At 44.0% G+C, this 23406-nt stretch carries 21 protein-coding genes; 5 read left to right on the top strand and 16 right to left on the bottom strand.

Annotated elements, in window-relative coordinates; all coding sequences use genetic code 11:
- Nucleotides 1–113: 113 nt before the first annotated feature.
- The gene (gene acsA / locus B0H94_RS09535) at nt 114–1832 is read right to left on the bottom strand and encodes an acetate--CoA ligase (RefSeq protein WP_106589026.1); all 1719 of its coding nucleotides are present in this window, start codon (nt 1830–1832) and stop codon (nt 114–116) included.
- Between the two features lie 245 nt (nt 1833–2077).
- Here acsA and B0H94_RS09530 point away from each other — a divergent pair, with 245 nt between their 5' ends.
- The 3 genes from B0H94_RS09530 to B0H94_RS09520 are packed head-to-tail and all read left to right on the top strand — an operon-like array spanning nt 2078 to nt 4533.
- Complete coding sequence (locus B0H94_RS09530; RefSeq protein WP_106589025.1) at nt 2078–2710, top strand: GNAT family N-acetyltransferase; 633 nt, start codon at nt 2078–2080, stop codon at nt 2708–2710.
- An 18-nt stretch (nt 2711–2728) separates the two neighbouring features.
- Nucleotides 2729–3373, top strand: a complete 645-nt coding sequence (locus B0H94_RS09525) for an acetoin utilization AcuB family protein (protein WP_106589024.1) — start codon at nt 2729–2731, stop codon at nt 3371–3373.
- A complete protein-coding gene (locus B0H94_RS09520) occupies nt 3370–4533 on the top strand; it encodes an acetoin utilization protein AcuC (protein ID WP_106589023.1) in 1164 nt (387 codons plus the stop codon). Before B0H94_RS09525 ends, B0H94_RS09520 begins: the two co-directional genes overlap by 4 nt.
- A 76-nt stretch (nt 4534–4609) precedes the next feature.
- Here the strand turns inward: B0H94_RS09520 and motS are convergent, their stop codons facing one another.
- From motS to B0H94_RS09500, 4 genes are all read right to left on the bottom strand, one after another.
- Nucleotides 4610–5401 carry a flagellar motor protein MotS gene (motS, locus tag B0H94_RS09515; RefSeq protein ID WP_106589022.1) on the bottom strand — a complete coding sequence of 264 codons (792 nt, stop codon included), beginning with the start codon at nt 5399–5401 and terminating at the stop codon, nt 4610–4612.
- On the bottom strand, nt 5391–6197 hold the full coding sequence (gene motP / locus B0H94_RS09510; RefSeq protein WP_106589021.1) for a flagellar motor protein MotP: 807 nt from the start codon (nt 6195–6197) through the stop codon (nt 5391–5393). Before motP ends, motS begins: the two co-directional genes overlap by 11 nt.
- A 57-nt stretch (nt 6198–6254) precedes the next feature.
- Nucleotides 6255–7256, bottom strand: coding sequence for a catabolite control protein A (gene ccpA / locus B0H94_RS09505; RefSeq protein ID WP_106589020.1), 1002 nt, complete (start codon nt 7254–7256; stop codon nt 6255–6257).
- Nucleotides 7257–7478: 222 nt separating this feature from the next.
- Nucleotides 7479–8555: a bifunctional 3-deoxy-7-phosphoheptulonate synthase/chorismate mutase gene (locus B0H94_RS09500; RefSeq protein ID WP_106589019.1), complete on the bottom strand. Its 1077-nt coding sequence runs from the start codon at nt 8553–8555 to the stop codon at nt 7479–7481.
- A 189-nt stretch (nt 8556–8744) separates the two neighbouring features.
- Between B0H94_RS09500 and B0H94_RS09495 the strand changes: the two genes are divergently transcribed.
- Entirely contained in the window at nt 8745–10898 is a 2154-nt protein-coding gene (locus B0H94_RS09495) for a cell division protein FtsA (RefSeq protein ID WP_181315340.1), read from the top strand.
- A gap of 57 nt (nt 10899–10955) precedes the next feature.
- Here B0H94_RS09495 and B0H94_RS09490 read toward each other — a convergent pair whose 3' ends face one another.
- The 10 genes from B0H94_RS09490 to B0H94_RS09440 all read right to left on the bottom strand — a co-directional run bounded on the left by B0H94_RS09490 (nt 10956) and on the right by B0H94_RS09440 (nt 21670).
- On the bottom strand, nt 10956–11399 hold the full coding sequence (locus B0H94_RS09490; RefSeq protein WP_106589017.1) for a YtxH domain-containing protein: 444 nt from the start codon (nt 11397–11399) through the stop codon (nt 10956–10958).
- 23 nt (nt 11400–11422) lie between these two features.
- On the bottom strand, nt 11423–11866 hold the full coding sequence (locus tag B0H94_RS09485; protein WP_106589016.1) for a DUF948 domain-containing protein: 444 nt from the start codon (nt 11864–11866) through the stop codon (nt 11423–11425).
- Nucleotides 11867–12078: 212 nt separating this feature from the next.
- Nucleotides 12079–13386: a UDP-N-acetylmuramate--L-alanine ligase gene (gene murC / locus B0H94_RS09480; RefSeq protein WP_106589015.1), complete on the bottom strand. Its 1308-nt coding sequence runs from the start codon at nt 13384–13386 to the stop codon at nt 12079–12081.
- Nucleotides 13387–13878: 492 nt separating this feature from the next.
- A complete protein-coding gene (locus B0H94_RS09470) occupies nt 13879–14559 on the bottom strand; it encodes a hypothetical protein (protein ID WP_106589013.1) in 681 nt (226 codons plus the stop codon).
- A 27-nt stretch (nt 14560–14586) separates the two neighbouring features.
- Nucleotides 14587–15699, bottom strand: a complete 1113-nt coding sequence (locus B0H94_RS09465) for a nicotinate phosphoribosyltransferase (RefSeq protein ID WP_106589012.1) — start codon at nt 15697–15699, stop codon at nt 14587–14589.
- A 57-nt stretch (nt 15700–15756) separates the two neighbouring features.
- Complete coding sequence (locus B0H94_RS09460; RefSeq protein ID WP_106589011.1) at nt 15757–15942, bottom strand: hypothetical protein; 186 nt, start codon at nt 15940–15942, stop codon at nt 15757–15759.
- Between the two features lie 131 nt (nt 15943–16073).
- Nucleotides 16074–18836, bottom strand: coding sequence for a DNA translocase FtsK (locus tag B0H94_RS09455; RefSeq protein ID WP_106589010.1), 2763 nt, complete (start codon nt 18834–18836; stop codon nt 16074–16076).
- Nucleotides 18837–19072: 236 nt separating this feature from the next.
- Nucleotides 19073–19684, bottom strand: coding sequence for a YtpR family tRNA-binding protein (ytpR, locus tag B0H94_RS09450; protein WP_106589009.1), 612 nt, complete (start codon nt 19682–19684; stop codon nt 19073–19075).
- Nucleotides 19685–19794: 110 nt separating this feature from the next.
- On the bottom strand, nt 19795–20592 hold the full coding sequence (locus B0H94_RS09445) for a DUF1444 family protein (RefSeq protein WP_106589008.1): 798 nt from the start codon (nt 20590–20592) through the stop codon (nt 19795–19797).
- Nucleotides 20593–20659: 67 nt separating this feature from the next.
- Nucleotides 20660–21670 carry a PTS sugar transporter subunit IIC gene (locus B0H94_RS09440; RefSeq protein ID WP_106589055.1) on the bottom strand — a complete coding sequence of 337 codons (1011 nt, stop codon included), beginning with the start codon at nt 21668–21670 and terminating at the stop codon, nt 20660–20662.
- Between the two features lie 149 nt (nt 21671–21819).
- Here B0H94_RS09440 and B0H94_RS09435 point away from each other — a divergent pair, with 149 nt between their 5' ends.
- Nucleotides 21820–22266 carry a YtoQ family protein gene (locus B0H94_RS09435; RefSeq protein WP_106589007.1) on the top strand — a complete coding sequence of 149 codons (447 nt, stop codon included), beginning with the start codon at nt 21820–21822 and terminating at the stop codon, nt 22264–22266.
- 46 nt (nt 22267–22312) lie between these two features.
- Here the strand turns inward: B0H94_RS09435 and B0H94_RS09430 are convergent, their stop codons facing one another.
- Nucleotides 22313–23389 (bottom strand): M42 family metallopeptidase, encoded by a 1077-nt coding sequence (locus tag B0H94_RS09430; protein ID WP_106589006.1) that lies wholly within the window; start codon nt 23387–23389, stop codon nt 22313–22315.
- Between the last annotated feature and the right edge of the window lie 17 nt (nt 23390–23406).

Below are 23406 nucleotides of genomic sequence, written 5' to 3'. Positions count from 1 at the left end.
GTAAAACTTCTAATTTACAAAGAAAAGGCCGCTGCAAATCGAATTGCAGCGGCCTTTTCTTTGTATTTGTATCTTAAAAAAAGAAGCTGCCTTAAAGGCAGCTTCTTTTAACCTTAATCTTCCATTGTTGATAGATCACCTGTTGGAAGATCCAGCTCCCATGCTTTTAACACGCGGCGCATAATCTTACCACTACGCGTTTTTGGCAGCTTATCACGGAATTCAATTTCACGCGGTGCTGCATGTGCAGCTAAACCTTTTTTAACAAAGGTACGAATATCTTCTTTTGTATCCTCAGTCACTTCATACCCATCGCGAAGAGCCACAAATGCTTTAATGATCTCACCGCGAACAGGATCTGGCTTCCCGATAACCCCGGCTTCAGCTACAGCGGGATGCTCAACGAGTTTACTTTCAACTTCAAATGGGCCTACACGTTCGCCGGCAGTCATAATAACGTCATCGATCCGGCCTTGGAACCAGAAGTAGCCGTCTTCATCCATATAAGCCGAATCACCGGAAACGTACCAGTCACCTAACTCAAAGTAGCTGTTATACTTCTCAGGTTGATTCCAGATCTTACGCATCATCGATGGCCAGCCTTTAGCAATTGCTAAGTTACCCATACGGTTTGGTGGTAGTTCATTGCCTTGATCGTCAACGATGGCAGCTTTCACACCTGGGATTGGTTTACCCATCGACCCGGCTTTAATATCCATTGCCGGGAAGTTAACGATCATTTGTGCACCCGTTTCTGTCATCCACCATGTATCATGGATACGGAGGTTAAATACCTTCTCACCCCAGCGTACAACTTCAGGGTTTAACGGTTCACCTACACTTAAAATATGACGGAGAGAGGAAAGGTCATACTCCTTAATCACTTCATCCCCTGCGCTCATCAACATACGAAAAGCTGTTGGTGCACTATACCAAATACTTACACCATATTTCTGAAGTGTTGCGTACCAATCCTGCGGGCTGAACCTCCCGCCGCGAACAACATTTGTTACACCTGCAAGCCACGGAGCGAAAATGCCATATGATGTGCCTGTAACCCAGCCTGGGTCAGCTGTACACCAAAATACATCGTTATCTTTAATATCAAGTACCCATTTAGCAGTTTGATAATGCTGTACCATCGCATAATGGACATGATAAACACCTTTTGGCTTACCTGTAGATCCGGATGTGTAATGTAGAATTAAACCGTCTTCTTTATCTACCCATTCTACTTCTGCATCCGTAGAAGCCGCTTGCAAGCGGGTTTGATAATCATAGTAAGGTCCTTCTTCTTTTACTTTACCGCCGTCAATAAATACAGCTTCAAGAGATGGCAGATCATCAACCGGAACACGCTCTAAAAGTGCCGGCGTTGTAACTAAAGCTTTCGCTTCACTATCCTCAAGGCGATCGCGGACAGCCCCTTCCATAAAAGCTTCAAATAGAGGCCCAACGATTGCACCAACTTTCACAGCACCGAGAAAAGCAAAGTACAATTCAGGCGAGCGCGGCATGAAGATAAACACGCGGTCTCCCTTTGTAATACCTGCTTCTCTGAACATGTTCGCTGCCTGGTTGGACTTTTCTTTTAAATCTTGAAACGTATACTCCTCATCACGCTCTTGATCACTATAGTACAATGCAACTTGATCTTTCTTATCTGGAGAGTCGGCATGGCGGTCGATCGCTTCATGTGCCATGTTTACTTTCCCAGTCTCAAACCACGAAAATTCTTTTTCGACTTGAGACCAGTCAAAATTTTTAACTGCTTCATCATAATTTGCGAGATTGTGTTGTCCTTCTTTTGCCGGAAGCGTTTGCACCTTCATATACCATCTTCCTCTCTTTCAAGCATGATTGCGTTTCCACAATGCTATTATAATATATTATGAATTTTTCTTCAATTTTACATTGCCATTTAAATAAGAAATTTCCGAATCGACTGTCATGTATAGGCTTACAAAAGGAAGTTCGGTGTTCAAATTCCGGGTGATTATGTATAATGTAGGTAGTTGTTATCCTCTGCCCGAATAAGGAAACGCTTAAACTGCTGATAAAGGTGGCCTCGGGAAAAATGAAACACAAAAAAATGTTTTTTTCCAGAGAAATTCCTTTTCAAGACCGGACCATTACAATTGAAGGACCTATCTCTGGCAAAAAAATTCACGAACTTAGTTTTAATGAAGGATTGGTTGCTTTTCGACGGCCTGATGAGCAGAAAAAAGCATTAATTGGAATTGCTGATCTTCCAGAAGGTCGAATCAATGTGGCGCTTGATGGTGACCAGGTTATCGGTTATGTTACTTTTTTATACCCTGATCCACTTGAGCGCTGGTCTGAGGCAGAACTTGATAACCTGCTTGAACTTGGTGCTATTGAGATTGCTCCGGAATACCGTGGAGCAAAGATCGGTTCACACCTTTTAGAGCTCTCAATGCTTGATGATGCAATGGAGGATTACATTATCATCACAACAGAGTATTATTGGCATTGGGACTTAAAAGGAAGCGGCCTATCAATTTGGGATTACCGCAAAGTTATGGAAAAAATGATGAACGCTGGCGGGCTTGAGTGGATGGCTACAGATGACCCGGAAATCAGCAGTCATCCCGCCAACTGCTTAATGGTGCGTATTGGAGATAGAGTTGATAATGATAGCATTCAACAGTTCGACGCTGTCCGCTTTTCCGGACGGTTTATGTTTTAATGAAAGGAGGATTTCTTTATGCTGATCGAAGAAATTATGCACAAAGATGTTGCTTACTTAACTGCAGAAAATACGATTGAGCAGGCAATGAACGTTATGCACGAACGAAAAATCCGGCATGTACCCATCGTAAACGACAAACATGAATTAATAGCTATTGTCTCCGACCGGGATATTCGTGATGCTAGTCCATCTATTTTTCATGCTGATGAACATTTAGAAGACTTACAGAAACCTTTATCTTCCATCATGAAAACGAATGTCGTCACTACTGGACCACTTGACTTTGTTGAAGATGCTGCCTCAACTTTGTATGAGCATGACATCAGCTCCCTCCCGGTGACCGAAGATGACGTGCTTGTAGGCATGATTACTGAAACTGACATCCTTCATACCTTGGTGAAACTAACAGGTGCCCATCAGCCAAGTTCGCAAATTGAAATCCGGGTTCCTAATATATCCGGCCAGCTTGCAGATGTTGCTGCCTTATTTAAAGCAAATAATAAAAATGTTACGAGTGTGCTCGTCTACCCGTGTGAAGACCCTGAATACAAAATTCTTGTGTTCCGGGTACAAACAATGGATCCGCGCCGTATCATTGAAACCCTTGAATCCAGCGGCTACGAAGTCATGTGGCCACGTATGCCGGGGATGTCACCATGAGAAATCATGCATTTATATATTCAGAAGATATGCTGAAGTATAAGTTCAGCGATGACCATCCATTCAATCATCTTCGCCTGCAGTTAACAAAAAGTCTGCTTGAAGCTGAAGATGCTTTGCAGCCGGACGATTTTGTTACACCACGCATGGCAAGTGACGAAGAAATTGCACTTGTCCATGATCAAGCGTATATTGAAGCTGTAAAAAAAGCCGGCCGCGGTGAGCTTTCCCCGGGCCTGGCAAACAATTTTGGACTCGGCACCGAAGACACACCTATGTTTCATAATATGCACGAAGCTGCAGCCCTACTCGTTGGAGGGACATTAAGTGCAGTTGATGAAGTTATGGAAGGCCGGGCCACCCACGCTTTAAACTTAGGTGGGGGGCTGCATCACGGTTTTCGTGGCAAAGCTTCAGGTTTTTGTATATATAACGACAGTTCAATAGCAATTGAATACTTACGTAAAGTTTACGGTATGCGGGTGCTGTATATCGATACAGACGCTCACCACGGCGATGGCGTTCAATGGGCTTTTTATGAAGACCCTGATGTATGTACATTATCTATTCATGAAACGGGCCGTTACCTCTTTCCTGGCACAGGTGCTGTGAATGAAAAAGGAAATGGGCAAGGGTTTGGATTCTCGATTAACGTTCCGGTTGATGCTTTTACAGAAGACCATTCGTTTCTAGAAGTGTATGAAGCTGCAATTTGGGAAGTCGCAGAGTTTTTTAAGCCGGATATCATCTTAACCCAAAACGGGGCAGATGCTCATTATTATGACCCATTAACGCACCTTTCAGCTTCTATCGAATTCTTCCGTGAAGTACCGCGGATTGCCCACGAAGTTGCACATGACTTTTGTGACGGACGCTGGGTGGCCGTCGGTGGCGGCGGATATGACCACTGGCGGGTCGTCCCCCGTGCTTGGTCACTGCTCTGGTTGGAAATGAGCGATCAACGTCATATTGCTGAAGGGTCCCTTCCGGAAACTTGGCTCGAAGCTTGGAAAGATCAATCACCGATTCCGCTGCCAACATTTTGGACAGACCCTGCTGATTTATATCCACCCATCCCGCGCAAGCCGGAGATTACTGAAAAAAATAAAAAGTCGCTTGATAAAGCATTATTCCATATTCGAAACGAAAAGAACAGATAACGGTTTTGCCTCGATTATTTTATACTCATTATTTAAAAAATCAGCCCTCGGCCGAATACGGCTGAGGGCTGTGAATTTATTGCGCTTGTCGATCTTCTGCATAATCAGGGTCATTAATAATCATTACAACACGGCGGTTCTGCTGCATATTTTCTTCGGAATCATTTGGTGCTACCGGCCGCGTATCCGCATAACCTACAGCGTTCAGGCGCTGACGGCTCACATTGTGATTCTCCTCAATATAACGGATTACACTGCTTGCCCGTGCACCGGAAAGCTCCCAGTTCGATGGATAGCGAAAAGTCGAGATGGGCCGACTGTCTGTATGCCCTTCAACTTCAACCATGTTTGGAATCGTTTCTAAGAGCATCCCTACTTGGCTTAAAAAAGGTTCGGCAGCTTCGAGCAGTTCTGCTTCCCCTGTTTCAAACAATAAGCGCTCTTGTAAAACAAGCACAATTCCGCGATCATCACGTGTCGCTGATATGACGTCCTGCATATCTTCTTCTTCTAAATATTCATCAATATCTTCCATCATCTCTTCGAGTTCTTCATCATCTGCCGGATCAGACTCGATCTCTTCTTCGAATTCATTTTCAAAATCCATTTCTTCTTCAAACTCTTCATCAAATTCATCTTCATCAACGTCTTCATCTTCACCCGGCTGATCACGCTCAATCATCGCCGGTAAAAAATCAAACATATGACGGTCATCAAAAGACTCTGCAATCGCACGAAACTGCTCCGTTTCAATTTCGGACATGGAAAAGAGCATAACGAAAAAAACGAGAATTAAAAGCACCATGTCCGAAAAAGTTGTCATCCACCGTGGGCTGCCTTTTTCGGGCGTCTTTTGTTTACGCTTCATTCGTAAACTCCTCCGCTTCTTCATCATTGCCGCGGTTTTCCTGACGGATAAAGGCGCTTAGCTTTTCTTCAAGAATTTTTGGGTTTTGACCGGACTGTACACCGATCACACCTTCAATTACAACTTGCTTAACGAAAACTTCTTCTTCCGTCCGGATTTCTAGTTTACTAGCCATTGGTATGAAAAGTAAGTTTGCTAGAACAGAACCGTACAATGTTGTTAATAATGCCACGGCCATATTCGGACCGAGTGTTTCAGGATCATCAAGGTTCTGCAGCATAAGTACAAGACCAATTAAGGTACCAATCATTCCCCAGGCCGGCGCATATTCTCCCGCTTTCTGCATTAAAGCCTGACCCTTTTTATGTCGTTCTTCCATGGCAACGACTTCAGCCATCATAATATCTTTAATAATATCTGGTTCTATTCCGTCAACGGCAAGCATGACACCTTTACGTATAAAAGGGTCTTCAACTTCTTCGATACCGGCTTCAAGCGCCAGCAGACCTTCGCGCCTCGCTTTTGTGGATAAATCGACAAAAGTATCAATTAAACTTTTTAAATCATGATTTTCATGTTGAAAACTTTCTTTAAGTACACGCGGTAACAACTTTATGTCATCTGTAGAGAAGTTAATAAGTAAGGCTGCCGTTAATCCACCAAATACAATTAAAAATGCCGTAATTTGAATAAAGAATACGACCATACCAAGGCCTTCATTTGTAAATACTGCAAACAATAACGCCGTGATGCCCACCACAACGCCCACAGGTGTTAAAATATCAAATTTTTTCATGTCATTTTTCTACCCCTTTTTAAATCGAACTGCAAAAACGGTGAAGCCCACCCGGCTTTAAGCACGGGTGGACATCCGGTATTCCAGGCGGTGCGGCAGTTCCACGATATGGTCGCCTACGTCCTCTTGATTCATATATTTCGTAAGCAAACGCATTGATACAGCTCCAATGTCATACATTGGCTGTACAACAGTTGTGAGCGTCGGACGAACCATTGTTGCAAGACGCGTGTTGTCAAAGCCAATAACTTCAACATCATCTGGTACACGCCAATCCGCATCCTGCAGACCGTGGATCACACCTAAAGCCATTTCATCTGTAGCTGCAAAGACTGCCGTTGGCATTTGATCAGCCTTCATAATACGGTCAACCGCCTCAAGACCGTCATCATATGTGTTTTCACCTGCAGCCACCAGCTGTTCATCAAAAGCAAGGCTGTGTTTTTTCAGTGCCTCTTTGTAGCCCGTATATTTCTGATAGCCTGTAACTGGATCATCGATTGGTCCACTCACAAAACCAACGCGCTCATGTCCACGCTCAATAAGTTCAGTAACTGCATCAAACGCGGCCTGCTGATAATCAATATTTACAGACGGGAATTGTTTATTTTCATCTACAGTAGCTGCAAGAACAATCGGTACAGATGCATGCTTAAACTGCTCCGCATGTTCTTCGGTAATTTCGCCGCCTAAAAACAAAATACCATCGACTTGCTTTTCAAGCAGCGTGTTAATTAGATGAATCTCTTTCTCTTTGTTTTGATCCGAGTTACATAAAATAATGTTGTACTTATACATCGTTGCAATATCTTCGATTCCCCGAGCAAGCTCTGCAAAAAAGATGCTTGAGATATCAGGGATAATAACGCCAACTGTCGTCGTTTTTTTACTCGCCAGCCCACGTGCAACCGCATTTGGGCGATAACCTAAACGTTCTATGGCGTCTAACACTTTTTTTCGGGTTGCTGGTTTTACATTTGGGTTGCCATTCACTACACGCGATACAGTCGCCATAGAGACAGCTGCTTCACGTGCCACATCGTAAATTGTTGTATTCAACGGGGAGTCCTCCTCATATTTCCTTTCAACATTGTTTTCATAATGTAACGCTATCATACGATACTTTAAGGAGGTTCCGCAATTCCTATCCTTATTTATATCGGCAGCATCGACATAATTTGCAGGTATTTTGACCGATAATCATAAATTTTTATCGTTTTTTAAACAAAAGAAAAACCATCGTCTGTACGAAATACAGACGATGGTCGGACAATTATCACTTTAACCTTTGAACACACCTTGTTCGCGAATTTCACCGAGAAACTCTTCAAACTGAGGGATGTTCATCTGCTGGGCCGAATCAGACAAAGCAACTGCAGGATCTGGATGCACTTCTGTCATCACAGCGTCTGCGCCGACTGCGTAAGCTGCTTTAGCCGTTGGCAATAACAGATCACGACGGCCTGTTGAATGGGTAACGTCCACCATAACTGGAAGGTGCGTCTCTTGTTTCAACACAGGCACAGCGGAAATATCAAGCGTGTTACGGGTTGCATTTTCGTACGTCCGAATGCCGCGTTCACATAACATGATATTCTCGTTGCCGTTTGCAATAATATATTCAGCTGCTTTAATAAATTCATCCATTGTTGCTGACATACCGCGCTTTAGAAGCACTGGCTTATCTACAGCACCGACTTCTTTCAAAAGCTCAAAGTTTTGCATGTTACGCGCACCGACTTGAATCACATCGATGTAATCAAGTGCATTTTCAACATCTTTCGGGCTGACAATTTCAGAAATCGTCACCATATCCAATTCATCACCAACACGCTTTAAAATCTCGAGACCTTCCTGGCCGAGACCTTGAAAGTCGTACGGCGAAGTACGCGGCTTGTAGGCGCCGCCTCGCAATAGGTTTAAACCTTGATCTTTCATTGCTTTAGCCACACTGTAAACTTGCTCGTAGCTCTCAACGGAGCAAGGACCGGCAATTAATTTTGGATCGCCGTTTCCGATTTTATCTCCATTTAATTGTACGACTGTATTTTCCGGACGCTTTTTCCGGGAAACTAATAAAGATTTACTATTATCATCTTCCTGCAGCTCAAGGCTCGCTTTGAAGATCTGTTTAAACAAATGTTGAAGCGTTGACGTTTCAAAAGGCCCTTGGTTGTTTTCAGCAATTAGGTCAAGCATTGCACGTTCACGTACTGGATCAAACCGGTTCTGGCCGGCTTTGCGTTTTAATTGACCGATTTCTTGAACGAGTTCGGCACGCTCGTTAATTAGTTCAAGAATTTTTAAGTTTACCTCGTCTAACTGTCCGCGCAGTTGATCTAGCTGTTCGTTACTCATAACTCAACTCAACTCCTATTCCGATTTTCAATTGATTAGAAATTATGGTACATTTCTTAATGATTAGAACCTATTATAACGAAACATTTAACGCCTGTCACCCATTTTTTCTTTATTTCTTGAACGCTTTTAAGCACTAAAGCGGAAGTGGGACATTAGACTTATCATACGAAAGCAGGTGCATTAATGATGAATGATCACACCCAATCGTTTTTCACCCTTGATATCGGAACCCGTTCCATTGTTGGATTATATGCTGTGAAAGACGAATCCGGTTATACATTAAAACAAATTGAAGTACTTGAACATGAAGAACGCGCCATGCTTGATGGACAAATTCATAATATCCCCGCCGTTGCTTCATTAATAAACAAAATTAAAGAGCGAATTGAAGCTGTTCATGGCCCGATTCAAAAAGCTTCAGTTGCAGCTGCAGGCCGTGCATTAAAAACGATGCGTGCAGTAGAAAAACTGCCGCTGCCGAAAGAACACCACATGACAACAGATGACATCCGCCAGCTTGAACTTAGTGCTGTTCAGCGCGCTCAATATGACCTTGCACTCCAAGGTGAGACTGACGACCGCTTAAAGTATCAATGTGTTGGCTATTCAGTAATGAATCGCTATTTAGATAAGGAACCTATGGGAAGTCTTGAAGACCAGATGGGTGAAGAAGCTGAAGTTGAAGTCATCGCCACTTTTTTACCTCGCATGGTCATTGATTCTTTATCATCTGCACTTCATAAAGCAGACCTTGAAATGGAAGGGCTCACCCTCGAGCCGATCGCTGCTATTAATGTTTTGGTCCCACCCTCAATGCGTCGCTTAAATGTTGCCCTTGTGGATGTTGGCGCCGGCACGTCGGATATTGCGGTAACTGAAGGCGGTACCGTTATCGGTTACGGGATGGTACCTGTTGCAGGAGACGAAATTACAGAAGCCATCAGCGATGCTTATCTTCTCGACTTTCCAGAAGCTGAAGATTTAAAGCGTCGTATCCATGGCCAAGAAGAAGTAACCATTCAAGATATTCTGGGTTTTGAGCATACGTACCATACATCAGACATCCAAACAGCGATTCAAACGAGTGTTGGGGAGCTTGCAAGCAAGATTAGCCATGAAATCCTTCGCTTAAACGGCAAATCACCCCGGGCAGTCATGCTTGTAGGTGGCGGCAGCCTGACACCAGGACTTACCGATATGCTTGAACAGGCACTCGAGCTCCCGGCGCAGCGTGTTGCCGTTCGTGATATGAACGCGATTGCATCATTAACTGTGGAATCAAATAAAGGTACCGGGCCGGACATGGTAACACCGGCAGGGATTGCAATCGCCAGCCAGGAATATCCGATACAATACGTCACACTTACATTAAATCATGAACGACTGCGCATGTTTGACATTAAAGATTTAACCGTCGGTGATGCACTCGTTGCAGGTGGTATTGACATTTCACGGCTGCACGGCCGGCCCGGGATAGCAAAAATCGTCCACGTAAACGGCAAAAATGTAACCCTCGCTGGTAGTCATGGAACACCTGCTTCAATAATGAAAAACGGCGCACCCGCTTCATTAAATGACACCATTCGCTCGAAAGATATACTTGAAGTTGAGCCGGGCAACAACGGGACTGAAGCCGAAGTAACTGCTGGTGAACTGTGTGAAAGCTTCCGAACGGTTCATATCCAATGGAACAATGAATCTGTGTACCTTCCGGAACTCATATATATTAATGGATCTCACGGTAAAGCCGAACAGATCGTACAAGATCGGGACAGGATCCAAACATACCCGGTACGAACCATCCGGGACGCCCTTCTATACTTGAAAGAGAATGAAGTGCTGCGTAAAAGTACGCGCTCGGTGAATGTAGATCACTCAAATCTAACCATCCCTACCGGAGTCTTAACGAAAAACGGGGTGAATTGTACCGGTGAAGAAATGATTGATGAAGGCGACCATATCGCAACAAAACCACTGCAGCAACCGGATGAGATCACAATAGAAGATCTATGTACGTTAATGGAAATTCCCATTGAAACATCAATCAATCTTATTTTAAACGGGGAAAATCTACAGCTTACAAAACCGAAAACAACTTTATACAAAGACGGGGTTGAATTGAGCCCCAAAGACATCGTGCAACCCGGCGACCAGCTTCATACCCATGAAACTTTTGTCACTTTTACCTTTCAAGATTTATTCCGTCAAGTTGATCTCCATCTTGAACCCCAACCTGGCTACAAATTGCTGCTAGAAAAAAACGGCGCAGCTACGCAACTAACAGAAACGTTAAACGAGGGTGATCGGATTGACATTCAAATGATCGAAGTTAACAAGTAATATCCATCTTTACTGAACATAAAAAGTGCCCGCTTCATAAGCGGACACTTTTTCTTTTTATTTGGCTTCTTCATTACGCACTTGATTTTCAAGGTCTTCAACCTCTTGGCGAACAGAAGCTTTAATTTCTTCTTTCGATTGATCCAAGTCTTCTGCCAAGTCTTCTGCTAACTCTTCAGCTGTTTTTTCTACTTCCTCTGCCTCGCCACGCAAAGTATCAGCTGCATCTTTCACTTTATCTACAGCTTGCGTAGATTGCTCGGACACTGTTTTTGCAATGTTAGAAGATTTTTCTTTGGCGACATTTGCCCATTCACTGCTTCTTTCATAAGCATTGTTCGTCCATTCGCTCGTACGGTCATATGCTGACTGCGCACCTTCACTAATATCCGTGCGCAGTTCTTTTCCAGGTTTCGGCGCAGTTAGGAGTGCCGTAGCCGCACCTACAATCCCCCCGATTAATGTACCAATCATAAAATCTTTTGTGTTCATTGTTCCCATTTTAAAGTCCCTCCTTATCAGATTTAAGACGAAGTATGGTTTTCTTCGCTTGGAATTTCAGCTTTCTTTTTCTTCCATTTTGTATAAAGATCGATCGCTGCATTGCCCCATTGAACGGCCTGCGCTACTTGATCAGACTGGCGCGTCGATTGATCTTTAACGGTTTCAGAAACGTGTTTCAATGAATGATTCACTGTTTCTACAGAATCTCCGAGTTCTTGAGCAGCATAAAAGACACTGTTCAACGTCTCTGACTTATGGTGCAGATCTTCGGCCAACTGATTACTCGTCTGCATCAACTGTTCTGCTTCTTTCGTAACGCCTTCAACTTGGGACTCCAGTTTTGCAATCGTGTTTGAAGTCTCTTTCAATGTTGCTGATACAGACCGCAGCGTTTGAATTAAGAAGATCACAAGAACCGCAAACGCTACAGCAATAATTAATAAACTTATGTAAACAAACTCCATTCAAAGTTCACCCCCTACTCTTCAACTAATACCCGGTTTAAAAGATGATAAACATTTCAAACTTTTGAGAGTTAAGCTTAACTACTTATCATAATATCACAATTCGTGCTCTTATTAGCTAATTCCTCCTCATGACTTAAAAAACTGCAGTCATTCTACCAAAAATCAAAACCCGTTACGACGATTCGTAACGGGCTGAGGCGCAAATGCTATTATTGCTCTGAAACAATTGTTGCCTCGTATGCTGATTGATATTTTTGAATATCCCCAGCTCCCATAAACAAAAGCACACTGTCTTCATGATTGGAAAGTGAAGCTACATCTTGTTCGGGGAGCAGCTGAGCCCCGGGTACGCGAGCTTGCAAATCCTCGATTGACAATGCTGCATCATGTTCGCGGGCTGAACCGAAAATATCACATAAATAGACATGGTCAGCTTCTTGTAAACACGCTGCAAATTCTTCTAAAAACATTTTTGTCCGCGTATACGTATGCGGTTGAAAGACTGCAACAATTTCTTTATTCGGGTATTTCATCTTTGCGGCAGAAACAGTTGCCTGCACTTCTGTCGGATGATGGGCATAATCATCAATAACAACTTGACGATTGTACGTACGTTCACTAAAACGACGTTTCACTCCAGAAAATGAGCGCAGCTGTTCCTGCATAAGTGACATCGGCATTTCTTCATAATGACTTAACGCAATAACAGCCAGGGCATTTAAAACGTTATGCTCCCCGTGCTGAGGAATCATGAATGTTCCGTAAAAATCGCCGCGGACGGTCACATCAAATTTTGTGCCCTCTGGTGTTGCCTCAATTCGATCTGCATTGAAATCATGCTTACCTTCAATACCGTAATAAATAATTGGTACTGGAGCGTTTAATGCCTGTAGATGCTCGTCGTCCCCGCAGGCGATAATTGCTTTTTTCACGTTTTTAGCCATACCTTCAAATGCATCAACGACGTCATTAATATCTGTAAAATAATCCGGGTGATCAAAATCAATATTTGTCATAATCGCATAATCCGGCTCATAATTTAAAAAATGACGCCGGTATTCACAAGCCTCAAATACGAAGTAATGACTGTCCGGCTCGCCTTTACCCGTGCCATCGCCAATTAAGTAAGACGTTGGACGATAAGGTTCAAGTACGTGAGATAAGAGTCCGGTCGTACTCGTTTTACCATGTGCTCCTGTTACAGCCACTGAAGTGTACTGCTTCAACCAACTTCCTAAAAACGAAGGATACATTTGTACGTCTAAGTTTAATTCTGCAGCTTTGGCGATTTCCGGGTGATTTTCCCCATACGCCGGCGAAGCGACAATGGTTTGTTCCGGCGTAATGTTCGATGCTGCAAACGGGTGCAGCGGAATTCCTTTTGCTTCAAGAGGTTGCTGTGTGAAAAAGTGCTTTTCAACATCTGAACCTTGTACGTTTACATTCATATCATGAAGAATCTGGGCAAGTGCACTCATCCCCGATCCTTTAATTCCAACAAAATGATACGTTGTCATGATTGGACCTCCATTTTTACGGTCTGCTTATTTAAGTCCTCAAGCGAAAATTAGGCGCAATTCTGCACTTGTATCATTATAGCAGATCATTCGGTTGTAACAAATGAAGTCTTCTAACCGTTGCTTTTAACATTGTATGATAAAAACCAACGATAGTTGCTTCACAAAAAAAGTGCACAAACTTAAAAAACTCCAGCATCGCCGGAGCCAGCGCATAAATAAGACCTAATATATAAGCGTTTGGCAGACTTTCCATGACTTGCTTCACTCAGCCAGTATAAGCGCAACCTTGCAGAAGTCCCTGCTCGCGCCTGTCTCTGGCTGCACATGCAGCTCCAATAGACAATCGCTTCCTGCTGAATTGTTTCACTCAATGTTCTACCGGTAAGTCTGTTTTAGCAAATAAGAAAAAATTCAACGCAATTACTTACACCCATTACTTAGATCCTATACTTTTGACGACCTTCTTATTTTTAAGAAAAACAGGCTAATTTATTGTTGCAAATGGCCCCAATCTACAAAAGATAAATAATAAAGACTATTTTTTCTCATAAACGTTTGTCTGTGCACCTTTTCCGGTCGCAGTGCCTGCAAATGATCAATAACCGTATCTGTATAATCTTCTTGTATTGGAGCAGGCGGCGTTAAGAGCCTCGGGCTGAAACCGTTTTGGACCGTCCGCAGCAAACAGAGTCCTTCACTTATGTTTAGCTTTTGTAATTCACCAGCAAACAAAGGTGTAGGTGTAATGGTGCGCTCTTCTCCTGTAAGTGGGTACTTTCCCGTCATACAACCTTCATGATCCACATGCTCAATTTGAAACAGCTCAAGAGCTGTCGTCATAATGACACCGCTCGTTTCAAGCTCCTGCGATGTTAAAGCTTGGCTTTCCTGCCGTATAAATAAATCAAACAAATGAGCTCCGATAATCGTACTGTAATCAAAAGCAAACCAGTGTTCAAACTGAAAACGGCTTGTTTCACGAACCATTTCATCCGGATCGATACTAGCAATCGTTTTAAACATATGCTTTGCCCGCACTTTGTCACGAAGATTTGCTCCTGTTTGCAGCCAGTCAAAAAAATGGTGGTACACTGATAAAAGCGCTTCATCAGCTTTTTGCTGCTTATCGTTTCGCAGTCGCTCAAAGTTCACAACATGCCCGAGTTCCATTATGCATGTCCCCCGCAATCTCAATCCTTATTGTTCATTATATTCAACCCGCTCCAAGCGCGGATTTGGACGGTATTCACGACCTGCTTTTGCTTCATGCTCCCCATCAATTAACACATTATCTCCTGTAAAACCAATATGGATGTTCAGCAGGCTGCTGCCAACCCCGTAAATATCGACCGGAACACCATCGCGCTCGTATGCTTCGATCCGCTCTGCATTCAAACCACCGCTGACTACAATTTTAACGTGCTCATACCCTTCTTGATCGAGAGCTTCACGTACCGCAAAGATCAAACGATCATTAACGCCGCGGGGATCAAAATCACCCATAACTTCAGGGTAACGGCAAAAGTATTGATCAATCATGTAATTGGACGTATCAAGCCTGACACCTTTTAAATCATCGCCAAATGCCCGGGCAACTTTTAATGAATCACCGATCACATCGTTGTTGTAGTCAACAAGTGTCATCAGTTCATCTTCAGGAAAGGTGGCTTGATATGCTTCAGTTGCCGCAACGACATCCCCGCGATACAGCTGCAAAAGTGCATGCGGCATCGTTCCAATTCCTTTTTTGCCCCACCATTCGTTCATCGCGTGTGTTGCCTGCGCTTTCGATCCGCCAATAAATGCGGCATATCCATCACCGGCTTGTTGGGTGAAATGGTCATCTCTGTCACCCATAAAAATGACAGGCTTCTCTACACCAGAAGTCCGTGCTGCTTTCACAACATGATAAACGTTAGTCGCAACAGATGTTCGGCGTCCGAGAATCCCGTCGATAATTCCTTCCAAAAAACCAAAGTTTTGATAAGGTCCAGTTATCGTTAAGACAGTTTCAAAAGGTTCAACTTTATCTCCATCTTCTAAAGAATAAATTTCAAGTTCTTCCGGGCTCTCCGCAAACGTTTGCACGAGCGCAATCGCCTCATCTGTACCACATAACACCGCATGTTCCTTTTGAAAAAACTGCATGGTAACAGTGTGGTTTGGACGGTAGTTTTCTACAATTTTTTTTGTTTTTAAGAAATAGACGGCTGAAAACCAACCCTCTCCGATTCGTTCATCGAATTTAAATGTACGGTTTGTCAGCCGCTTAATTTCCCCTTCAAGCTTCAGTTGAATTTCTTTCTTCATGTTTCGGCTCCTTATGGTTCTCTCATCGTAGTTGAAAGCTGCGCTATGCTGCTAATACTAATGGACAAGCTTTTCACTCTTTTCCATGATCACATTCTGCACAATTTCCTCGACATCTTTTTTGGAAAGTTGCGCCCAGTCATGTGGCAGAACAAGTTCAATCGTTCGTTCGTTTTTCTTTAAAATCGACAACCAATCCGGGACAGTCATCTCTAGGAAAAACTCCATTTGAATGTTTTGCACGCCAATCTCCTCCTCAAAAGTTGGTGATGCGTGGTTCAACTTTACACGAACATGAACAAGCGGAACTTTCTTTTTTCTCTCCCTATCATAAAGAACCTAAGCTGTTTACACAAGGTAAAGCCTGTTTATACTTAAGGTTCAGACGCTTCATTACGCCCGTCCAAATCATCAAGGGATACAAGGATGCTTCGTGGCTTAGACCCTTGTGCTGGCGAAATGATGCCACTCGCCTCCAATGTATCAATCAAGCGTGCAGCCCGGTTAAATCCGATATGAAACCGGCGCTGAAGCAAAGAGGAAGATGCCGCCCCCTGCTCAATGACAAACTGGCGCACTTCATCATAAAGTTCATCTTGGGCTTCTTTTCCCTTTTCATCAGATTTTGTAACAAGTTGTTCACGTGCTAAAAGGTAAGCAGGAGATTTCTGACCTTTAACAGCTTCAGTCACTGCGTCAATTTCTTCATCAGAAACAAAAGCACCTTGAATGCGTTTTTGTTCAGACGTCCCATTTTCGCAAAACAGCATATCACCTTTGCCGATAAGCCGCTCTGCACCGGATTGATCAAGAATTGTTCGCGAATCCGCCTGTGAAGATACAGCAAACGCAACCCGCGTTGGAATATTGGCTTTAATTAAACCTGTAATGACATCCACTGACGGGCGCTGTGTCGCCACAAGTAAATGAATGCCACAAGCTCGAGCCTTTTGCGCAATCCGGCAGATTGCATCTTCTACATCTTGTGCAGCCACCATCATTAAATCAGCAAGCTCATCAATGACAATGACCATATAAGGCATCCGCTCACTTTCTCCAGATTTCTCATTGTATTTTTTAATATCGCGCACGCCTGCTTCTGCCAACTTTTCGTAACGGTTTTCCATCTCTTGAACAGCCCACTTAAGCGAAGCTGTGGCCTCTTTTGGATCAGTTACAACCGGTGCAGCTAAATGAGGCACATCGCGGAATGAAGCAAGCTCCACCATTTTTGGATCAATTAAAAGCAGCTTCAACTCATTTGGATCAGCTTTATAAAGCAGACTAAGCAAGATGGTGTTAATACACACACTTTTACCAGAACCGGTCGCTCCGGCAATTAAACCGTGAGGCATCTTTCCAAGATCACTAATAACCGGTTCACCGCTTATATCTTTTCCAAGGCCAACTGTAAGCGGCGATTCATGGCGGCGGAAGTCCGGACGGCTTAAAATATCACGTAAGAACACAGGTGAAGGTGAAGGGTTTGGAACTTCAATACCGATCGTACTTTTACCCGGGATCGGCGCTTCAATGCGAAGCTCTTTAGCTGCAAGCGCAAGCTTCAAATCGTCCGTTAAGTTTTTCACCTTACTCACCTTCACACCAGGTGCCGGCTCGACTTCATAGCGCGTTACACTCGGTCCTTGCGTAATATTTTTCACTTCAGCTTTCACTTGGAAATTTTGTAACGTAGCTTCAAGCCGCTCCTGTTGAGCTTGTAACTCTTCTTCTGAGGCTGGTTCGGATGCGGCAGGTTTGTTTAATTTTGCCAGTGAAGGTTTTTGATAAACTTCTGCCTCTTCAATTGAATGTATGACCTCTTCTTGATGCTGCTGCTTTTTCAACCGCTGTTTATCAACTTCACTCATAACGACATTAAATGGTGTCTTCTCCACGTTTTCAGGTGACGCTTCTGCTTGCAATTTTGATACTTCAGTTGCTAAAGCTTTCTTTTCTCGTTCAGATGAAATCTTTTCTGTTTCGGTTTGTTGCAAACGATCACTAGCCTGTATCTGAAGCGCCGCTGCTGCTTCTTCATGCTTCTCTACAATATTCGTATGCTCCGAAAACTGTGAAGCAGAAGTATCAATCTTCCCTTCTTGCTCATCACCAACATACGTTTCTTCTGTTTGCGTTTCTGCTTCATCCGACTCCGGCTCTTCTAACGATTCTTTGGCAGCTTCTTCAGTGGAGCCTGCGTTGAATAGCTCTTCTTCCTCTCGCTCAACATACGTTTCCTCTGTTTGCGTTTCTGCTTCATCCAACTCCGGCTCTTCTAACGATTCTTTGGCAGCTTCTTCAGTGGAGCCTGCGTTGAATAGCTCTTCTTCCTCTCGCTCAACATACGTTTCCTCTGTTTGCGTTTCTGCTTCATCCAACTCCGGCTCTTCTAACGATTCTTTGGCAGCTTCTTCAGTGGAGCCTGCGTTGAATAGCTCTTCTTCCTCTCGCTCAACATACGTTTCCTCTGTTTGCGTTTCTGCTTCGTCCAACTCCGGCACTTCTAACGATTCTTTGGCAGCTTCTTCAGTAGAGCCTGTGTTGAATAGCACTTCTTCCTCTCGCTCAACATACGTTTCTTCTTCAGGTGGCTCCTCTTTCTTTCGAGCTCGTTCTTGATTATCACTGTTCAACGGAAATGGCGTAAGAGGTGCTTTTTCATCGCTCACTTTTGTATTGCTTATTGTTTCTTCATCCAAGTTGAGAATTGGGGACTGCTGTTGAAACCCAAACACAGGTGAAGGAATGTCCTGCGGCGCAAAATTCTGCCCTTTAAATAACCCATTTTGGTCTTCTTCTACTGCATTCTCGTGTTCTTCTGTTGTAGCTTCAACCTCTTTGGATTTCTCTTTTCGAGCATGCAGGTTTCGTTTTAGTATCTGGTTATCTTCTGATGAAGTCGAAGTGACATCCATTGGAAAGTTAAATTTAGCCGGTTTTGGGTATTGGTAAGACATTTTTGTTTGCGGCTCTCGGCTTTCAGGAAGACGAGAAGAAGATTCACGATTGTTCGTAGACGAGGCCGGTGATTGATGATAATGATGATCTGTTTCGGCAGTACCTTCTTTTTCTTCCGCCCCGAAAAAATATTGCTGTATACGTTTCACCCAGCTTGATCCTCGTTGCTTTGCCATAATGATTCACCTATCTTTAGTAGTTTATCCATCATACATTTTTTACGTCGATTGTAATCACCAGGTAGAAATTAGATTCACCTGTATACCAACAATAACTAATTCCTATTATATCAGGCAACTAGGCGAAAGTCGCTTCCCTTCACAAATCAGCTGAAAATGAAAAAGAAACCAGAAAAGCACCCTTCTGGTTTCTTTCAAAACGTGTCGTAATGTGATTTAAAACTAAGTGCTTGCTATAAATGAGCGATGGCATCGCCACCGACCGGCGCGCTTTCGTCTAAAACAAGAATTCCTTTTTCTTTAGAGGCATTAGGCTGCGCCAGTTCACGGGCTGCACAAATCATGCCCGAAGAAGGAACGCCGCGCAGCTCTGTATCTTCAATCTTCATCCCAGAAGGCATGAAGGCACCTGGCAGGGCTACAGGTACTTTTTGACCAGTTGCCACATTTGGCGCACCACACACAATTTGCAATGTATCTTCACCTGTGTCTACTTGGCAAATGCTTAACTTATCTGCTTCCGGGTGTTTCTTCTTTTCTTTGACGTAACCTACAACAAAGCTCGAAGCTTGTGGCACTGGTACTTCGCCTTCAACTTTATTCGAGGTTACTGCTTTTTGAATCAATTCACGGATCGCTTCATCTGCCGGGATCATACCGTTTCCGCTCACTTTTCCGTAATGAGATGCGTGAAAAATATTTAAGCCGCATACTTGGTTTGATGCTGTATGCAAAAGGACGGCTACATCACCATACGTACGAACGATACGCTCGTCCTTTTTCACTTCTTCAAAAGCTACAAGCAAAACGTCTCCTAAAGCATTAGGATTGTAAAAAACGTTCATCTTTATCACCCTTTAAATTTTTCATTTACATTCTCTTCAAATATAAGTCTCGCCAGTGCCTTATGCTACAACCATCATGCTGAAGACAACTGACAAAGCAGATCGATGTATTAAGATTTCGGTTTTTTTCGGGCCATAATAAAAATCGGATCTAAGGTGCCATCTTCATAAATCATTGGCAGTGCAGTTACCGGAATTCGCCCATTGGTGAAAAAGCGAAACGCCATTTGACCAAGTACATCATATCCTTGTTCATTACGGATATCTCCAATAATCAAAACATCTTGATGAGGTACTGCAACCGTCATATCCCCTTCAATTTGCTGCGCTGTGTCTGCTAGCAATTTGTCATTTAAAATGCGGCTTGCATCATAGCCATCATTCGTATTGATAAAGTAAAAACGGTTGCCGGCAACTTCGTCTTCATTCATTTCCACGGGAAGGCGGCGTACATTAAACCGCGCTGTCTCCTTCACCTGGCCTGCCTCAAGCCCTTCTTGTTCAACCATTCCTTCATCAATCAGTGTATAAGTTGAGCCAAGATCCAGTGCATAGTACACCCGGGTTTCTGCTGTATGCTCATCATATAAGAGCTCACGTCCTGACGGGGCCTCTGTCGGAAAAGACGTGGAACGGATAACCGGGTATAAGCGCGCTGTTTGTCCTGAAAGCTGTTTCGGCTGATCCATCGCCTGAAATGTTGAGTCAATGTAAATGACCATATCTTCAAGCGCCTGCTCACCTGCACTTTGATATTTATCATGAACTTTACTTACATCGAGGGTTACGCCTTCACCGTCTAGTGTCCGTTCCACCCGCAGTTCGTTTGTCTCTTCATCAAACGACAACGTACGCTCACTCGAGGCGAGACGTTCATACAATGCGTCTTTCACTTCGTTGATTTCCATTCATTGACCTCCTCTCGCACCGTTCATATTTTAACACGCTGACAGCCGGGGGGAAAATCGCACACCTTTAACCTTGTTCAATCTTCATATCCCCAGGCTTCAGCCAGCCTTTGGCAAACATCACGCGAGCCACTGCAAAACTAAGTACAGCAGGCATCACAAAATGAACTGCAAGTATAGCGACAGCTACAGACGTTGAAAAACCCATAACAGAAAAGGTCATAATCTGCCCTACAAATCCGCTGCTGCCCATGCCGGCGCCTTCAGCATTATTTTCAAGCTGCAGCCAAACTGTCGCCACCGGCCCTGCAAGTGCCCCAGCAAGCGTTGGCGGAATTAAAATGAGCGGTTTGCGTACAACATTTGGCACTTGCAGCATCGATGTACCAACCCCGAGCGCTGCCAAACCGGAGACGCCGTTATCACGGTAACTGCTGACTGCAAAACCAACCATCTGTGCCGTGCAGCCGACCGTTGCCGCTCCAGCGGCTAAGCCGCTTAAATCAAGCATAATTGCGATTGCTGCACTTGAGATCGGCGCAGTTAAGGCAATGCCCATAAAAGCTGCAACGAGTATACCCATGATCAGTGGCTGCTGCGTTGTCGCCCAGTTCACAAGACCCCCAAAGCCGCGCAGTGCATTATCAAGCACCGGTCCAATCAACGAGGCTGTGACAAAACCAATCAAAATGGTAACAAAAGGTGTTACTAATATATCAATCCGTGTTTCTTTTGATACGACCTTCCCAAATTCAACCGCAAGTAGTGCAGCTGCATATGCACCGGCCGGTCCTCCCAGCTCATTACCAGCGGCCCCTGCTGCCAAAGCAGCAAACGCAACAAGCGGCGGGGCTTTTAAGCCGTAGGCAATTCCGGCCCCAACTGCCGGACCTACAAGGCTCATCGCAAGCGTACCCATTTCTACGAAGAAAGGAATCCCGAGCTGTTCACCGATTGTTTCAATAATTAAACCAATAATGAGTGAAGAGAACAAGCCAAGCGCCATATAACTTAAAGCGGTGAGAATATAGGCGCGAAAAGATACTTCAATATCTTTTCGCTTTAAAAACTCCTGCATACACATTCACCTCCCCCTAAGGTCACGACGAAACGAAAAATCTTACATGCTTTTTAATCTAAAGTTCTTAAGAAAGGATTTTTTGCGGGTTTGTCGAAACTTCAAAACAGGAATGATTTAAACGTAATAAGCCAAGGAGGTATGTAGCCATGAAACTTAACGTTTACTTAGCTGGTCAAATTCATGATGATTGGCGAAGCGAGATCCGCACGAAAGCGGAAGAGATGAACTTGCCCCTCGACTTTTTTGCACCAATGGAAAATCACGACCGGTCCGACAATATTGGAGAAGAAATTTTAGGTGAGCAGCCGAATGCGATTGCAAAAGATGATGCTGCCTCAAGCATGAACAACTTGCGTACCCGGATTTTAATGCAAAAAGCAGATGTTGTCATCGCCTTGTTCGGGGAGAACTACAAACAATGGAACACTGCAATGGATGCTGCAACAGCAATGACCCTTGGTAAACCAGTCATTTTAATTCGACCGGCCAACCTTCACCATCCGGCGAAAGAGCTCGCTGAAAAAGCACAAGTTGTCGTAGAAACAAAAGAGCAGGCCCTGCAAGCCCTGGCCTACGTTTTTGAAACTGAATAACTGCTTGCACAAGAAAGAGCCGGTGAAAGCCGGCTCTTAGACTTTTTTAAACGTTGTCGTGAATTTGTTCTACGGCTGAACGGTCTGTGTTACGTACAAGCTGCTTTAATAACTCTTTTGCCGCTTCATAATCTTCAGTATGAATAATTGAAGCAGATGTATGAATATAGCGCGAGCAAATGCCGATGACGGCAGACGGAATCCCTTCATTTGCCATATGCACACGCCCGGCGTCTGTTCCGCCTTGAGATACGAAGAACTGATACGGAATATCATTGGATTCAGCCGTATCAAGAACAAAGTCACGCATCCCGCGATGTGTAATCATTGTACGGTCATAAATCCGGATTAGTGCACCTTTGCCTAAATGACCAAAAGCATCTTTCCCACCAGTAGCATCATTAGCTGGGGATGCATCCATCGCGTAAAATACGTCCGGCTGAATCATTTGTGCTGCCACCTGTGCCCCGCGAAGCCCGACTTCTTCCTGCACAGTTGATCCGGCATAAAGGGTGTTTGGAATGTTTTCACCGTGCAGCTCTTTCATCAGCTCAATCGACAACCCTACACCGTAACGGTTATCCCAAGCTTTTGCCATAATCTTTTTATCATTTGCCATCGGTGTAAATGGGCACACCGGCACAACTGCCTGGCCTGGACGGATGCCGATATTTTCTTCAGCATCTTTTTTGTCATCTGCGCCGATATCTATGTACATTTTTTTCACATCCATCGGCTTTTTCCGCTGGTCCTCCTCCAGTAAATGCGGCGGTGTAGAACCAATGACTCCCATGACAGGTCCGTTATCTGTTAGCACTTGCACGCGTTGCGCCAATAGCACCTGACTCCACCAGCCTCCGAGCGTTTGGAATTTAATCAAGCCTTTTTCATTCACCGACTTGACCATAAAACCTACTTCGTCCATATGGCCGGCTGCCATAACTTTCGGTCCATCCGAAGGTCCGTTTTTCACTCCAAATACACCACCGAGGCGGTCTTGAACAACATCATCGCTGTATTTTTGCAACATGCCTTTCGTATAAGCGCGGACTTCATGTTCAAAACCCGGCGCCCCTGGTAAATTCGTTAATGTCTCAAACATTTGACGCGTTTCCTGCTTCATCAAATACTCCTTTCGTG

Source organism: Salsuginibacillus halophilus (assembly GCF_003014715.1).
GTDB lineage: Bacteria > Bacillota > Bacilli > Bacillales > Marinococcaceae > Salsuginibacillus > Salsuginibacillus halophilus.
This window is presented reverse-complemented; position numbering and strand designations above follow the sequence as displayed.

Bases quoted from the DNA above. Each gene is read 5' to 3' on its own strand.
- B0H94_RS09490 (WP_106589017.1), bottom strand. From the start codon at position 11,399: ATGGGAACAATGAACACAAAAGATTTTATGATTGGTACATTAATCGGG.
- B0H94_RS09500 (WP_106589019.1), bottom strand. From the start codon at position 8,555: ATGAGTAACGAACAGCTAGATCAACTGCGCGGACAGTTAGACGAGGTA.
- acsA (WP_106589026.1), bottom strand. From the start codon at position 1,832: ATGAAGGTGCAAACGCTTCCGGCAAAAGAAGGACAACACAATCTCGCA.
- motP (WP_106589021.1), bottom strand. From the start codon at position 6,197: ATGAAAAAATTTGATATTTTAACACCTGTGGGCGTTGTGGTGGGCATC.
- B0H94_RS09440 (WP_106589055.1), bottom strand. From the start codon at position 21,670: ATGCAGGAGTTTTTAAAGCGAAAAGATATTGAAGTATCTTTTCGCGCC.
- B0H94_RS09485 (WP_106589016.1), bottom strand. From the start codon at position 11,866: ATGGAGTTTGTTTACATAAGTTTATTAATTATTGCTGTAGCGTTTGCG.
- B0H94_RS09495 (WP_181315340.1), top strand. From the start codon at position 8,745: ATGAATGATCACACCCAATCGTTTTTCACCCTTGATATCGGAACCCGT.
- B0H94_RS09470 (WP_106589013.1), bottom strand. From the start codon at position 14,559: ATGGAACTCGGGCATGTTGTGAACTTTGAGCGACTGCGAAACGATAAG.
- B0H94_RS09520 (WP_106589023.1), top strand. From the start codon at position 3,370: ATGAGAAATCATGCATTTATATATTCAGAAGATATGCTGAAGTATAAG.
- murC (WP_106589015.1), bottom strand. From the start codon at position 13,386: ATGACAACGTATCATTTTGTTGGAATTAAAGGATCGGGGATGAGTGCA.
- B0H94_RS09455 (WP_106589010.1), bottom strand. From the start codon at position 18,836: ATGGCAAAGCAACGAGGATCAAGCTGGGTGAAACGTATACAGCAATAT.
- B0H94_RS09525 (WP_106589024.1), top strand. From the start codon at position 2,729: ATGCTGATCGAAGAAATTATGCACAAAGATGTTGCTTACTTAACTGCA.
- B0H94_RS09465 (WP_106589012.1), bottom strand. From the start codon at position 15,699: ATGAAGAAAGAAATTCAACTGAAGCTTGAAGGGGAAATTAAGCGGCTG.
- B0H94_RS09445 (WP_106589008.1), bottom strand. From the start codon at position 20,592: ATGGAAATCAACGAAGTGAAAGACGCATTGTATGAACGTCTCGCCTCG.
- B0H94_RS09530 (WP_106589025.1), top strand. From the start codon at position 2,078: ATGAAACACAAAAAAATGTTTTTTTCCAGAGAAATTCCTTTTCAAGAC.
- B0H94_RS09430 (WP_106589006.1), bottom strand. From the start codon at position 23,389: ATGAAGCAGGAAACGCGTCAAATGTTTGAGACATTAACGAATTTACCA.
- B0H94_RS09435 (WP_106589007.1), top strand. From the start codon at position 21,820: ATGAAACTTAACGTTTACTTAGCTGGTCAAATTCATGATGATTGGCGA.
- ytpR (WP_106589009.1), bottom strand. From the start codon at position 19,684: ATGAACGTTTTTTACAATCCTAATGCTTTAGGAGACGTTTTGCTTGTA.
- motS (WP_106589022.1), bottom strand. From the start codon at position 5,401: ATGAAGCGTAAACAAAAGACGCCCGAAAAAGGCAGCCCACGGTGGATG.